General features: G+C 45.0%; 11 protein-coding genes. 4 read left to right on the top strand and 7 right to left on the bottom strand.

Annotation, left to right across the window (positions count from 1 at the left end; translation table 11 throughout):
* Position 1 precedes the first annotated feature (1 nt).
* Positions 2 to 1,264: a sugar MFS transporter gene (locus LHL20_RS01315; protein ID WP_226431941.1), complete on the bottom strand. Its 1,263-nt coding sequence runs from the start codon at positions 1,262 to 1,264 to the stop codon at positions 2 to 4.
* Between the two features lie 207 nt (positions 1,265 to 1,471).
* Here LHL20_RS01315 and LHL20_RS01310 point away from each other — a divergent pair, with 207 nt between their 5' ends.
* Genes LHL20_RS01310 through LHL20_RS01300 form a run of 3 tightly spaced genes read left to right on the top strand, consistent with a single transcriptional unit; the run spans position 1,472 to position 5,425 of the window.
* Complete coding sequence (locus LHL20_RS01310; RefSeq protein WP_226431940.1) at positions 1,472 to 2,830, top strand: GH1 family beta-glucosidase; 1,359 nt, start codon at positions 1,472 to 1,474, stop codon at positions 2,828 to 2,830.
* A gap of 18 nt (positions 2,831 to 2,848) precedes the next feature.
* A complete protein-coding gene (locus LHL20_RS01305) occupies positions 2,849 to 3,850 on the top strand; it encodes a LacI family DNA-binding transcriptional regulator (protein ID WP_202262785.1) in 1,002 nt (333 codons plus the stop codon).
* The gene (locus tag LHL20_RS01300; protein WP_226431939.1) at positions 3,851 to 5,425 is read left to right on the top strand and encodes a sugar porter family MFS transporter; all 1,575 of its coding nucleotides are present in this window, start codon (positions 3,851 to 3,853) and stop codon (positions 5,423 to 5,425) included.
* Here the strand turns inward: LHL20_RS01300 and LHL20_RS01295 are convergent.
* The 6 genes from LHL20_RS01295 to LHL20_RS01270 all read right to left on the bottom strand — a co-directional run bounded on the left by LHL20_RS01295 (position 5,415) and on the right by LHL20_RS01270 (position 12,680).
* Positions 5,415 to 7,007, bottom strand: a complete 1,593-nt coding sequence (locus tag LHL20_RS01295) for an ATP-binding cassette domain-containing protein (RefSeq protein ID WP_226431938.1) — start codon at positions 7,005 to 7,007, stop codon at positions 5,415 to 5,417. The two genes, LHL20_RS01300 and LHL20_RS01295, sit on opposite strands and share 11 nt — an antisense overlap.
* Positions 7,000 to 8,730 (bottom strand): ATP-binding cassette domain-containing protein, encoded by a 1,731-nt coding sequence (locus LHL20_RS01290; protein ID WP_226431937.1) that lies wholly within the window; start codon positions 8,728 to 8,730, stop codon positions 7,000 to 7,002. The genes LHL20_RS01295 and LHL20_RS01290 overlap by 8 nt, the downstream gene beginning before the upstream one ends.
* 152 nt (positions 8,731 to 8,882) lie before the next feature.
* Entirely contained in the window at positions 8,883 to 8,996 is a 114-nt protein-coding gene (gene cydX, locus LHL20_RS01285; protein ID WP_202262789.1) for a cytochrome bd-I oxidase subunit CydX, read from the bottom strand.
* A 10-nt stretch (positions 8,997 to 9,006) separates the two neighbouring features.
* Positions 9,007 to 10,143: a cytochrome d ubiquinol oxidase subunit II gene (gene cydB / locus LHL20_RS01280; RefSeq protein WP_226431936.1), complete on the bottom strand. Its 1,137-nt coding sequence runs from the start codon at positions 10,141 to 10,143 to the stop codon at positions 9,007 to 9,009.
* Positions 10,140 to 11,735, bottom strand: a complete 1,596-nt coding sequence (locus tag LHL20_RS01275; protein ID WP_226431935.1) for a cytochrome ubiquinol oxidase subunit I — start codon at positions 11,733 to 11,735, stop codon at positions 10,140 to 10,142. Before LHL20_RS01275 ends, cydB begins: the two co-directional genes overlap by 4 nt.
* A 291-nt stretch (positions 11,736 to 12,026) precedes the next feature.
* Positions 12,027 to 12,680 carry a Tll0287-like domain-containing protein gene (locus LHL20_RS01270; RefSeq protein WP_226431934.1) on the bottom strand — a complete coding sequence of 218 codons (654 nt, stop codon included), beginning with the start codon at positions 12,678 to 12,680 and terminating at the stop codon, positions 12,027 to 12,029.
* A 193-nt stretch (positions 12,681 to 12,873) separates the two neighbouring features.
* On the opposite strand from LHL20_RS01270, the gene LHL20_RS01265 reads away from it, so the two are divergent.
* Complete coding sequence (locus tag LHL20_RS01265; RefSeq protein ID WP_226432022.1) at positions 12,874 to 14,229, top strand: sigma-54 interaction domain-containing protein; 1,356 nt, start codon at positions 12,874 to 12,876, stop codon at positions 14,227 to 14,229.
* The last annotated feature ends 24 nt before the right edge of the window (positions 14,230 to 14,253 follow it).

Genomic DNA, 14,253 nt, shown 5'->3' with positions numbered 1-14,253 from the left:
GTTATTCCTTAATCGAGTTAGTTTGTGATACACGGCTGCCCACAAGACCATAGTAAGCAATGTACAAGTAACAAGAAGCCGGTAGTAAGAAAGACAGTGTTACCCCAATACTGTCAGCAAGCATCCCTTGTAAAAGTGGGACAATTGCACCGCCAACAATTGCCAAGCAGAGAATGCCTGAGCCTTGTGGTGTGTCTTTACCTAGCTGCTGAAGCGCCAAGCTAAAGATGGTTGGGAACATAATTGAGTTAAACAGTCCAACAGCAAGCACACTGTAAAGTGCCATATCGCCTGTGGTCGATATTGAAATCAAAATCAGCACAATGGCAAAGAATGCATTAAAGGCTAGCACTAAACCGCCAGACACCTTTTGCATAACAAGGGCACCAATGAAGCGACCTACCATGGCACCGCCCCAGTAATAGGCAAGCAATTTAGACGCTTTCGCTTCTGTTAAATTCGCTACACTCGGGCTGGCCAGATAGTTTACGAGCATGCTGCCGATGGCAACTTCAGCGCCGACGTACATGAAAATACCTACTGCCCCAAGCACTAGGTGTTTATGTTGCCATGCGCCACCCTTAAAAATGCCTGCATTCGCGCTGGTATGGTTGAGTGTTGGCAACTTTAAAAACAAAAAGACAAGAGCAAGTAACAACAGTGCTGCAGCAAGAATAAGGTAAGGGACCTGAACATCAGAAGCTGAGGCGGTTGCCATACTATGTTCACCAGTTGCACCGTACATAAGATATGAGCCAAAGAAAGGCGCAACCGTGGTGCCTAATGAGTTAAACGCTTGTGTCATTGTCAAACGCGATGACGCTGTTTTAGAATCCCCAAGCGCCGTCACGTAAGGATTAGCCGACACTTGCAAAATAGTGATCCCAGATGCGAGTACAAACAGGGCAAGAAGGAAGATACTGTATACTTGACTGGCGGCGGCGGGGAAAAACAATACACACCCCAAACATGCGATGCCGAGTCCAAGCACGATGCCTTTTTGGTAACCTATTCGAGAAACCACCATACCTGCAGGCAAAGACACAATAAAATACGCACTGAAAAAGCAAAACTGAATAAGCATTGCTTGTGTAAATGTAAGGTTAAATGCGCCTTTTAAGTAAGGAATTAGGATGTCGTTCAGACATGTAATAAACCCCCACATAAAGAACAGTGTAGTAAGTGAGATAAGCGCAAAGCGGTATCCCCCCTTCTCTTCGGCTTGATAAGCAGTTGTCGTATTCGGTTGCGCTGGTGTTTCCACGAGTAACCTCTATTGCTATTTTTTTAATTAATGATAAATTTACATTTGAAAGCGCTTACATCATAATGCGAATAACTTTGTAAGCGCTTACATTTATCGAATAATTACACGAAGTGTTGCCGAATTCAATGTAAAAATCATGTTATTTCGATAAACCTAGTTGCTTTGCGAATTTGAAATGTTTGTTAATTGCAGGACAGTAGAACGATGCACAAAATTACCCTCCCCGCTAATTCCTTGATGTTATCCAAGGATTTTGTATACGGAGTAGCGACATCTAGCTTTCAAATTGAAGGCGACCGGAAAGGCCGACTTGACTGCATTTGGGATACATTTTGTTCACAACCGGGTACTATCGAAGACGGAAGTAATGGCGATATAGCCTGTAAACATGTTGAATACTACTTACAAGATGTTGAACTAATTTCATCTCTTGGCGTTGATGCGTACCGCCTATCTATTTCATGGCCACGAGTAATGAACGAAGATGGCAGCGTCAACGAACTGGGCATGCGTTTTTACATCAACCTTGTTGATGTGCTATTGCAACGAAAAATGAAGGTATTTGTTACCCTCTACCATTGGGACTTACCGCAACATCTTGAAGATAAAGGTGGCTGGCTAAATCGAGACACTGCCTACGCATTTCAGCGCTACGCCGCCGCTGTCGCCAATGCACTAGGTGATAAAGTGCATGCCTATGCCACACTTAATGAGCCATTTTGCTCAGCTTATTTAGGCTATGAGACAGGTATACATGCACCTGGGAAAACAGGCGTTGGCAATGGCCGAAAAGCAGCACATCACTTATTGCTAGCCCATGGTTTAGCACTACAAGAACTTCGTCAATTATGCCCTAACAGTCAGCACGGTATCGTACTCAATTTTAGTACCTGTCATGCCAACACAGATACAGAGCAAGACAAGCAGGCGGCTAAGTGGGCTGATGAATATCACAATCAGTGGTACCTAAAACCGTTAATGGACGCGTGTTACCCCAGCGTTATAGAAAAGCTCAGCAATGAAGAGCGTCCCGATATTCTTGAGGGCGACATGGAGATTATTTCCCAGCCTATCGATTATTTGGGCATTAATTTTTATACCCGCACCGTTTATGAAGCCAATGAGAAAAATTGGTTTAACGTCGTTCCGCCTGTTGATACACCGTTGACGGCTATGGGTTGGGAAATTACACCTGACGCTTTCACTGAACTCTTGGTGGATTTGCACAACGAATACACACTACCTCCCATTTACATCACTGAAAATGGGGCGGCAATGAACGATGAGTTAATTGATGGCGAAGTTAAAGACGATGATCGTACAGAATACTTCCATACCCACCTTAACGCGGTTAATGAAGCCATTGAGCAGGGTGTGGATATTAAAGGGTACTTCGCATGGAGCCTGATGGACAATTTCGAGTGGGCGCTGGGATACTCCAAACGTTTTGGCATTGTTCACGTTGACTATGAAACGCAAAAAAGAACGATAAAGCAAAGTGGTAATGCCTACGCAGAACTGGTTAAGAGCAGAATTAATAGGTACATTAGCGGTATAAAATAAGGAACAATACCGAAGAGTATGGCAACAATTTACGAAGTATCTGAAGCGGCTGGCGTATCACTTGCTACCGTTTCTCGCGTTATGAACGGAAACGCTAAAGTTAGTGATCGCACGCGAAAAAAAGTTGAAGACGCTATGATTTCATTGGGATATCAGCCCAATGCGATTGCGCAATCTCTCGCCTCTAACCGCACCAATAGCGTTGGTTTATTGGTGTCTGAGCTGCACGGCTCTTATTTTGGTGACTTAATGAGTACCGTTGAGCAAGTACTTAAGCAAAATGGTAAGCACGTTATCATTACCGCAGGTCATACCGATGAAAAACGTGAGCATGACGCTATAGAGTTTCTTAAAAGCCGCCGATGTGACGCGCTTATTTTACATGCAGAGGCTGTCTCTGATGAATATCTTCAAAAACTCGTTAGTGAAAAGTTACCCGTTGTCATAATTAACCGTAAAGTCGATAAGCTTGATGAGAACTGCTTTGTTGTAGATAACGAACAAGGTGGGTATCTGGCTACGCAAGCTGCTCTCGAACAAGGTCATAAGAATATTGGTTACATCAGTGGCCCCTTATTTAAAAAGGATGCCAACGACCGATTACTCGGTCACAAACGCGCGCTGAAAGAAGCAGGCATAGCGTTTAATGAAAACGCCTTATTTGAAGGCGATTTTCATGAATCATCAGGTCAAGAAGGGATGCATCACATGCTAGCGCAATTCAAGGACATGACAGCCTTGGTGTGTGCAAATGATGAAATGGCTTCTGGCGCGATGACCGCGGCAAGAGAAGCCGGTTTTGATATTCCAACACAACTTTCAATTGTTGGATTCGATAACGTGCTGTTTTCCCGCTATCTTTATCCTAAGTTAACAACCATAAACAACCCCATTCACGCTATGGGCGAAATGGCTGCTCACTGGGTACTACAGCATGTTTACAACATTAAAAGTAGCCTACCTATCGAGCATTTATTTGAGCCTGAAATCGTGATGAGAGACACATTAGGCACACTATAAATGAATAAAGCGCTATCGCCGTCGTTGTATTACACCCTCATAGTCTCGTTGGGAGGCTTCATTTTTGGTTTTGATGCCAGTGTAATTTCAGGTGCGATAGGCTTTATTGACGCACAATTTTCATTAAGTGAATGGGAACAAGGCTTCGTGGTTAGCTCGCCTACACTCGGCGCACTATTTGCGATGCTATTTGCAGGGGCTGTAAGTGATGCCATAGGGCGGCGAAAAGCGCTGATCATTGTTGCAGCACTTTATCTTGTCTCATCGGTGTGCTCAGCCTTGGCACCAAATTACTTAACCTTAGTTTTTGCTCGCTTTATTGGCGGCATTGCGTTTTGCTCACTCATTATTGCCCCGGTTTATATTTCTGAGATTAGTTCTCCTGAAAATCGCGGTAAAATGGTATCAGTTAATCAACTTAATATCGTTTTCGGTTTTGCACTATCTTATTTCAGTAATTATTACTTCTTGCAGCTAAGTAGCAGTAACCTTGATTGGGTTGTCGCGCTGGGTATAGACACACAAACCTGGCGCTATATGTTGGGCCTTGAGGCCATTCCTGCGCTGCTGTGGTTGTGTTTACTGTTTACCGTACCGCGCAGTCCTCGCTGGTTAGTGATGAAAGGGTTTAAAGCCGAAGCGGAAAGTACCATTAAAACACTGTTTAGCCAGCACCAGGCTAGCGCACAACTGAGTGAAATTAAGTCGTCCTTAAAACAAAAAACATGGTCACTTAAAGAAAGACTAGGCTTTGTCACCGCAAAGAGCATGCGCTACCCCTTAATGGTTGGCGTCATACTGGCCATCGCACAACAAATTACCGGTATAAATGTTATTTTTTTCTACGCACCCACTATTTTTGAGCAAAGTGGCGTGGGAACCGATGCGGCTTTCATGCAAGCTGTGTGGATAGGCTTGGTTAACGTTGCCTTCACTATTGTCGCAATGCTTACGATCGACAGGTGGGGTAGAAAACCCCTGCTTATTATTGGATTGACTGGCGTTATTATCAGTATGTCCATTTGTGCCTACGGATTTAAACAAGCTACCTACCAACTAAACAATGAGGCCATCGCCGAAGTCAGTGAATTAGATGAATCATTATCAGTTTCGCTTTCAAGTATGGGCAATGAAGTGTTTCGCTCTGACGTTGCTTTTAAGAATGCGCTTAAAGCAACACTAAGTGAAGCACAGTACCAGGCTCACCAGAAAACACTCTTAAATGCGGCAATTTCGATGAATGCCCCCTTAGTGTTATTTGGCATCATTGCCTTTGTCGCCTCATTTGCCATGTCACTAGGGCCGGTTATGTGGGCCATGCTGGCAGAGATATTTCCCAATCAAGCCCGCGCCCTTGCCATCTCACTGGTTGGCGTAATAAATTCATTAACCAGCTTTTCAGTACAGCTAGTGTTTCCGTGGGAATTAGCAACACTGGGAGCCGCAATGACCTTTGCGATTTATGGTGCTTTTGCGGTGATCGGGTTGATATGTGTCGTTACGCTGTTTCCGGAAACCAAAGGGCGCTCTTTAGAGCAAATAGCACAAGAGCTAACACCACAGTCTAAGTCGTAATAGTTGCGTTTGTGCTGTCGGTCATCGTTAGCGTTTGCGCAATACACAACCTCTTAGGTAGTACATGAGATGCAACAATAACCAATGCATGTTGAGCGAAGGCATTAATTACACTACAAACTGCTTGTTGACTGATAGCATCTAGCCCTTCAAAGGGTTCATCAATAAGTAACACAGAGGGCTTTGCAAGCACGGCACGTCCTAGGGCTAAGCGCTTTCGCTCTCCACCTGATAGCGACCGGCCTGCTTTACCTACCCAAGTATTAAGTGCTAGAGATTCAAGCCCTAGATCGCAGAGGATTTGCTGCATGTCGCGTTTTGCGTATGAGACACCTGCTACATCTAGGTTCATTTGTATGCTTGCGGCAAGCACAATCGGTTCTTGCTCTACATATATCCAATTTGAGGGCACACCGTTTGGCAGACCAACACCGTCCACTTGCCTATGCCCTGTAGAAGGAAGCAAACCTGCAATCCCTTGAAGTAGCGTAGACTTTCCACATCCCGAGGGCCCCTTCAGTACAACTACGCCACTGGCTGGCAGTGTCGCTGAAGTAGGATTTACTTTTCTGCCTTTAACTTGCAGCGCATCAAGTATCAGGCTCTCACTTGGTGATTGGCGAGGCAAAATATGAATAGGCGACGTCGATAAGTGTTTAAGAGCTTTTTCGCTTTGCTTATATTGTGCGAACTTAGAAATCGCTAAAAATGAAGGGCTCACCCAATCTGGTGATGCCAGTAACACCATGGGAATGACTATGGCGATAGGTGCAAATGTCAGCACCGCACCTAGTGTTGTAGTAAGCTCAGAATTATTTGACGAGCTTGTCATTCCAATACCCGCAAACAGTGATACTACAGCAAGGTAAGCCACGCCTTGAAACCACCAACTCGTACGCAGTGCGAGCTTTTTTTGATCTAATGAGCATCTCCACAATGCGCTCGCAGTAGGATAGATTTCTGAGTCAGGTGTATAGCTGACACGTGAATAAAGGTGCCATATTGCACTGGCCTTTAAAAAGCTATTAGCGTTTTGCCTGAAGTGTGAAGATTGCTGTGTATGTTCATTTGCCAAACCGAGTGCTTTAAGTGCCTGAATCACCACTGCTATCAGCCACACAACAAAAACCACACAGAGGTAGAAAGCCCCAGGAACGCCCATAACAATTGCCACACTGCACAATAGTGTGAACACAATAGTGACACTTGAAAGTGGCGCTACCCATGCTATCCATTTACTGGCAAGCGCTTCCGTATGTTGTGCTAATGCTTCTGTCATCCCAACGCTGCTATTAAGGCGTTGATTGTGTAATTGCTTAAATAAGTTCAACCTAGTACTAGCAATGCGCGTGAGCAAGTCATTGTGTCCCACCCACATACTGCCATAGCCTGATGCTATGCGAAGTAAAGCCAGTGCGCGTATAACTACAGCAGGAATGACATAGTTAAAGCCTGGTAGCGCTACCGCGCTAATGGCAATAAACCAACTTGCGATCACTAGTAAAGTCACACCCGTCAACCCATGCAATAACGCCAAAATGAGGGTAATGTATGCTGGGCGACGTGTTTGAACATTAGGCATGACAGTCTTCCTCATTACTGACGGGCATAGCGCGCTCGACTTGGGCTTCCACATGGTCAGCTATTACCCCATTTTCCACTCGCCAACAGCCAGTAAACCAGTTTACCGGTAACACTTTATGCGACGCCCATACCAGTGTTCGCTCTTTCCCTAGTTCGTATATGAGTGATGCTAAGCGATGGTGTTGAGCATCAGGTAAATGCGCAGTTGGTTCATCAAGAAGCCAAACCTGATGGTTACGCAATAGTATTCTGGCTAACGCTAAACGCTGTGCCTCACCTCCAGACATACTGGGATACTCCGTCATTGGCGTGTCTAACCCATTGGGTAAGGTATACAGCCAAGTGGTAAGCTCAACTTGTTCTAGCACATTGCAAAGCTGACTGTCGTCAAAGTGCTCATCAAGACACAAATTTTCTCGTACAGTCCCCGCTAAAATTACGGGGTGTTGCGTTAGCCATGCCACTTGCGTTTTAAGTGTATGGGTTGCGGGCCGCTGTCCACTTAATGCTTCAAGTAGAATTGTTTTTCCGCTGCCAGAACGTCCATTGAGCAAGATTTTGTCACCCGCTTCTAGGACTAGTTTCGGGCAAGTGAGCAGACTTTTACCTTCATCTTTTGATTCGTTGGGCAGCGTTGAGTAACAAGAGTCAAAAATGCGCATATCGTGGGCTTCAAACCCGCTGAACGAGGTACTCTTAACCGCGTTGTTGTCACTCTTTGATTGGACATGAAATAAAGGGCGTAGATCATTGCATGCCGCTTCCGCTTGCGCTTTTTGGTGATAAACCTGTCCCAACTTTTTCATTTCGCTGAGTAAAAGCGGCACGACTAGCAGTATCCATAACCCCTGATGGAGTGATATTGACGGTCCAATCTGTAGCTCACCTAGCAAAGTAAAACCTATAAAAACAGCAACTAGTGCAACCGCAAGCGTGGCGAAAAAATCAAGGACGCTGGTAGAGAGAAACGCTACGCTCACTACTTTCATTGTTCGGCTGTTTAGATTATCGCTAGCGTTCGTTAAGAGCTCGGTTTGCTTATGATTGGCGTTAAAGCTACTTAGCATGGAAAGTGCACTTAACCTATCGGTAAACAGACTGCCCAAACGCTCTAGCGCTAAGAAATGTTTGCGATGTAACGCGGCAGCACCTTTACCGACAATAATCATAAACAAAGGCACCACGGGTAATGTCAGAAGCAGTCCCAGGCCTATTATCGGGTTTACCGCAAAAATAACACCAAGGGCCATTATTGGCACTATTAGCGCTACCCACTGCTGAACGCGATACTCCATTGCCCAGTCGGTAAATGCCTCCAGCTGATTATGCCACAACACTTGCCAAAAATAGGGGGATTGCGTGCGCACTATTGCATGTTGACGTTTCAAAAGAGTAGACAGCAGCAGTTGCTCTAACATACCTAGCAATACGAATTTGCGTTGTAAGAAAACATGATTAAATATGCCCTGCAACATCCACGCACTGCCAAGAGATAGTGCTAATAGTATAAGTACTTGTGACGACGCGGATGTACCTGTCACCACCCAGCTATGGGCTATAGCTGCAAAAAAATAGAAGCCAATAAGCAAAGAAAAAAGAGACAAGCACTTAATAAATACCAGGGTTATTAGCGATGCGCGCAGGCCAAGCTTATGCGCACTATCTAAATCCTTGCACCACGAATTAAGTACTTGCCTGTTGGGAAGCTTTTCTTTGCTCACTGCTATCTCGTTTAAGGGTTCTTTAACATTGAATGTCGACTCAATAACATCGAATTAGTCTTGTAAACCTCAGCGTTTTAGATGCTTTAGTTGAGTATTCATAAAAGGGTTTACGCCACTATTGCGCCATAAACCCCTTTATTGTCTAGTTATCAGTCGGCGTCTTCAGGTCTATCCAAGTTCTCTGTAGACTCCAACCACATTGCGTTGATGATGCCAAAAGAGCACGCTAGCAACACACCTAAAATCCAAGCGAAATACCACATGACTCTCTCCTTAATAAATAGTGTGCGACTGATCTAAATCTTCGTTCTTAATTCGACCACGCATGACATAAAAGCTATATGCGGTATAGCTAAGCACGATAGGCACAAAGATACAGGCCACAATGAACATAACATTTAACGTAAGGTGACTTGATGTGGCGTCCCATACCGTCAAGCTCGCTTGAGGCATAGTGATACTTGGCATCAAGAATGGAAACATCGAGAAACCTGCAGTTAAAATGACGCCTGCAATAAATAGCGCACTTGAGACAAACGCCATTCCAGCATTGCCTTTTTTAGAAAAGAAGGCGCACGCCAAGCCGCTCACAACACCAAGTACAGGAGCAATGATCATCAATGGATATTTAGAATAGTTGTTCATCCATGCACCGGCTTCAACCGCTACATCTTTTTTAAGCGGATTAGAGGTTGCCAGCGTGTCAACGGTTGAGGTAATGACGAAACCGTCTACACCGTAAGCTACCCATATACCGCCAACAACAAACAGTACAACACCAACCAAACTTAGCACCACCGATACGGCGCGAGCGCGAACCTCAATAAAGCCATCAGTTTTCATTTGCAGCCAGGTCGCACCATGGTTAAGCAAAATAGCAACTGACAGTAACCCGGTTAACAGCGCAAAGGGCGTAAGTAGGCCAAAGAACGAGCCCGTGTAGGTTGATTTAAGTGTAGTGTCTAACTCAAAAGGCACACCAAGTAGCAGATTTCCAAACGCAACACCAAAGATGAGCGACGGGATAATGCCACCCGCAAACAGCGCCCAGTCCCAAGCTTTACGCCACTGAGGGTTAGGTAATTTGCTGCGATAGTCAAAACCAATTGGGCGCATCCAAAGTGCAATTAACGTCAGTGCCAATGCCAAGTAAAAGCCCGAGAATGCTGTGGCGTAAATCATCGGCCATGCAGCAAAAATAGCTCCACCTGCGGTAATGAACCATACTTGATTTCCATCCCAGTGGGGCCCCACTGTATTAATCATCACACGGCGTTCTTTGTCGTTTTTGCCAATTAATGTCAGTAAAGCACCAACGCCCAGATCAAAGCCATCTGTAACAGCAAAACCGATAAGTAGCACACCTACCAAACACCACCAAATTACGCGTAGCAGTTCATAATCAATCATGCGTTTGCTCCTTGTCCGTCTTTACCAAGATAATTGTCATCAATCAGGTCAAGTTCGCTTTCAGTAGGGTTAACTGAGGGAGGAACCGGACCTTTTTTGGCAAACTTTTTCATCAGATAGAAGCCAATAATGAACATCACGGTGTAGAACGCTGAATAGGCTACTAGAGTAATCACGACGTCACTTACGGCTAAGTTAGAAACAGAAGCGTGCACTGGCAGTACCTCTGCAATAGACCAAGGCTGACGGCCATATTCTGCGACAAACCAACCAGCCTCACTGGCCACCCAAGGCAAGGGTAAGCTAAATAGTGATGCTTTTAGCAACCAACGTGGTTTGGTTATTCTGTGCTTAGTGCTGTAGTAGAACGCACATAAGAATAACGCTAGCATGATGAAACCTGATGCCACCATAAGACGGAAGCTCCAAAACAGTGGCGCTACCGGCGGAATGCTGTAATCCACAGCTTGTTTAAGTGCCGCATCAGTGGGATTTGCCACATCTGTGGTGAAAGGTTCAAGCAGCATGGCGTAGCCCAAGCTGTCTTTATGGGCTTCAAATGTGGCTCGCTCAGCTGCAGTGGCAGTGCCGTTGCGCACATCATCAAGTACTTCATACGCTTTAATGCCTTCAAGTATGCGCGCTTTGTTTTCTTCTTTGAGCGCCTTAATACCCTTTACTTCTTCTGTTAATGAGCGGGTTGCAATGATCCCCATTGCCCATGGAATTTGAAGCGCATAATCGGTTTTTTCTTCTTCGTCATTGGGAATACCAAAAACAGTAAACGGTGCGGGCGCTGGATGCGTATCGTATTCAGCCTCAACCGCTGCCAGTTTTACTTTTTGAACGTCACCCAATTCGTAACCGCTCTCATCACCCAACACAATAACGGATAAAGTTGCCGCTAAACCAAAGCTTGCTGCAATAGCGAACGAACGACGGGCAAAGGCGATATGTTTATGATTTAAGAGATAGTAACTTGAAATCGCCAACACAAAGATAGCGCCAGTGACATACCCTGCCGATACCGTATGTACAAATTTGACTTGGGCAACTGGGTTAAAAATGACCTCAGCAAAGCTTGTCATTTCCATACGCATGGCTTCAAAGTTAAACTCAGCGCCTACTGGGTATTGCATCCACCCGTTTGCAATTAAAATCCATAACGCAGAAAAGTTTGAACCAATAGCCACAAGCCAAGTGGTAGCTAAGTGTTTTTCCTTCGACATTTTGTCCCAGCCGAAGAAAAACAGACCAACAAACGTAGATTCTAGGAAGAATGCCATAAGACCTTCTATGGCAAGCGGTGCACCAAAAATATCGCCAACATAGTGAGAATAATATGACCAGTTCATACCAAACTGGAATTCCATGGTTAAGCCCGTAGCAACACCAATGGCAAAGTTAATACCAAACAGTTTTCCCCAAAATTGGGTCATCTGCTTGTAGACTTCCTTACCGGTCATTACATAAACCGATTCCATAATGGCCAGCAGGAAACTTAACCCCAACGTGAGGGGGACAAATATAAAGTGGAACATTGCGGTTAACGCAAATTGCCACCGCGATAGTTCTATTAACGTATCGCTCATGGGCGCTCTCCCTTGTATCTTAAAGGCGGCGTAAACGCCTGACAGTAAACAATAATATTCAAACCAACGGGAAACCTTGGCTAATACCAAACGCTTTATGCCAAGCGCATTGGGTTTGTAGAAAACACAAGGAATACCGGCAAACAGCAGAGATTTCTTACTGTGCGAGCAGAATTATTTCATGGCGAAAAGTTGTTCACTTTGATCCAACGCAAGAGAATGGCCCAATAGCTTTGCCATTTTTGACACCGCAACGACAAAAATGGCAAAAAAACAGGGAGCGTAAAATGATTACTGAGGGGAATAGGCAAGCGTAAATGCACCTCGTAACTCACCTAGAGTAAAACCCGTCGCTTGGTCATGGGGGTAGTGTTTATCTATGCGAGCTTTAACCGATGGCGCAACAATTTCACCGTGACAGGCCATACAAACTTGCTGTGTTGGTATAGCCCTCATGTAGCGAAATTCGCCCGTAATTTCATTGTATTGTGTCGCTTCCAGTGGCGCCGTAGCGGGTGCCTTCTCGTGCTGTTGCAACTGTTCGTTAAGTACTTGGGCAAATACTTTAAGCTGCTCACGCTCCCAGTCGTCGGGTGTGTTATTGGGGTTTCGGACTTTCAAGGCAGTGCGTCCAACTGTCCAACCGTTGTTACTCAAATCAAGTGCTATAGGCTCTGCCGCTAGGTGGCATTCATCAACCCCCGCTTCCAAACCACCACTTTTAATTGCCTGCTGCAAGCGATGTTTAAGTGCGCCTTCTAACGATGTGGTATTCGCTCTCGCTTCTTCTATTAGCGCCTTTTTTATTAACGCACTATCACTAGCTTTATCTATAATTTGCTGGGCGTGCAAATGTGTACCTAACAAACATAATGGCAGGGTCAGTGAAGCGAAAAGCATAAAACTATTAAAGTGTTTTCGATTTACTTTGTGTGTAAAAGCCATATTGGTTCCTTTCTCATTTAAATGCGCAACACTATTTTCTGAATACTTTTCTGCATGCGCTCTTAAGTTGCTATTTTCATTATTCTTTCTACTTTCTTAAACACGGTGTAACACTTTCTATGCCACTGTGATAATTTAATAAAGATTTTCTTATATACAGGAAAGCAGGATGAATATTTCCATCGTGCAAGCCATGATTGACGCAATCGATAAACCCGCCATTTTTATCAATCAGAGCTATATTATTGAAGCTGTTAATAAACCCTATCGCGACACTTACCCAGTGGATATAAAGCTTGGCTATAGCACTTGCTTCAGCGTTTCCCATCGCAACACAAAGCCTTGTGATCAATGCGGCGAGCAATGCCCCATAAAGGTCTGCCAAGATACTAAACGCCCCGCTAGCGTGGTACATGTTCACGCCACAAACGAGGGGCAAAGCTATTGCGACATTCTCATGCGCCCCATCTATGACAGCACGGGAAGCTTGCTGGGCTATCTCGAAGTATTAGACAAGCTATCATTTGCATCAAATCGTCCAGCACCAGGGAAGATGGTCGGCGAATCAAACGCATTTAAAATTATGCTTAACAAAATAAACCGTGCAGCCAGTGCAGCCAGTGCAGATATTGCCGTGTTGCTTCACGGTGAGACGGGGACGGGAAAAGAGCTCGTATCCCGGGCACTTCACGATACAAGCGCTCGGGCTGAAAAACCCTTTGTGGTTATTGAGTGCACAGGTTTAACAGACAGCCTGTTTGAGAGCGAATTATTCGGCTATGAAAAAGGCGCATTTACTGGCGCAACAACCAACAAAAAGGGGTTAGTAGATGCAGCAGAAGGCGGCACCTTGTTTTTTGACGAGATAGGTGATGTACCGCTAAGTATGCAAGTAAAGCTATTGCGTTTATTCGAGACCCAGACCTATCGTCCAGTCGGTAGCGTTAACGTAAAACAAGCTAACTTTCGTTTGGTATGCGCCACCCACAAAAACCTTAAGGAGATGGTGCAACAAGGTACGTTTAGACAAGACCTTTACTACCGCATCGCCGGCTTTCCCATTACGCTACCGGCATTACGTGAACGACAAGACGATATTGAACTACTTGCCAATCATATTCTAGCGGCGCTACCACAAACGCATCGGCCTCACACTAATCGCTTTCCTACTAAGCGATTCGACAAGGCAGCACTCGCAAAACTAAAATCGTACTCGTTCCCAGGAAATATTAGAGAGCTGAAAAACATCATAGAACAAGCGAGTTTACTGGCAGACGACAGTGTTATTTACGAAAAAGATTTGCCAGAACAACTTTTTGAAACACAACGCGCGTCAGATAGCGACGTAAGCCAACAAATACCAGATCGTTCACTACTGCTGACCCTTGAAGAACTAGAGTCACAGTATATCAGCGATGCCTATTACCAATACCAAGGCGATGTTGCGGGGCTTGCTAGCGCACTGGATGTAAGTGCTCGCACGCTCTATCGGAAATTGCAAAAGGCTGGTGTTAAGGTTAAAGCCCCATCTTTGAAGGGGCCTTTGTAAATGGCTTCGCAACACCTAATTTTT

Origin of the sequence: Alteromonas sp. McT4-15 (genome assembly GCF_020515205.1) — a bacterium.
GTDB lineage: Bacteria > Pseudomonadota > Gammaproteobacteria > Enterobacterales > Alteromonadaceae > Alteromonas.
The sequence above is the reverse complement of the archived record's forward strand: the minus strand, read 5'-3'. Positions and strand labels throughout refer to the sequence as shown.

Excerpts from the sequence above, each read along its gene's own strand:
- LHL20_RS01310 (WP_226431940.1), top strand. The coding sequence starts at position 1,472 with ATGCACAAAATTACCCTCCCCGCTAATTCCTTGATGTTATCCAAGGAT.
- LHL20_RS01305 (WP_202262785.1), top strand. The coding sequence starts at position 2,849 with ATGGCAACAATTTACGAAGTATCTGAAGCGGCTGGCGTATCACTTGCT.
- LHL20_RS01300 (WP_226431939.1), top strand. The coding sequence starts at position 3,851 with ATGAATAAAGCGCTATCGCCGTCGTTGTATTACACCCTCATAGTCTCG.
- LHL20_RS01295 (WP_226431938.1), bottom strand. The coding sequence starts at position 7,007 with ATGCCTAATGTTCAAACACGTCGCCCAGCATACATTACCCTCATTTTG.
- cydX (WP_202262789.1), bottom strand. The coding sequence starts at position 8,996 with ATGTGGTATTTCGCTTGGATTTTAGGTGTGTTGCTAGCGTGCTCTTTT.
- cydB (WP_226431936.1), bottom strand. The coding sequence starts at position 10,143 with ATGATTGATTATGAACTGCTACGCGTAATTTGGTGGTGTTTGGTAGGT.
- LHL20_RS01275 (WP_226431935.1), bottom strand. The coding sequence starts at position 11,735 with ATGAGCGATACGTTAATAGAACTATCGCGGTGGCAATTTGCGTTAACC.
- LHL20_RS01270 (WP_226431934.1), bottom strand. The coding sequence starts at position 12,680 with ATGGCTTTTACACACAAAGTAAATCGAAAACACTTTAATAGTTTTATG.
- LHL20_RS01265 (WP_226432022.1), top strand. The coding sequence starts at position 12,874 with ATGATTGACGCAATCGATAAACCCGCCATTTTTATCAATCAGAGCTAT.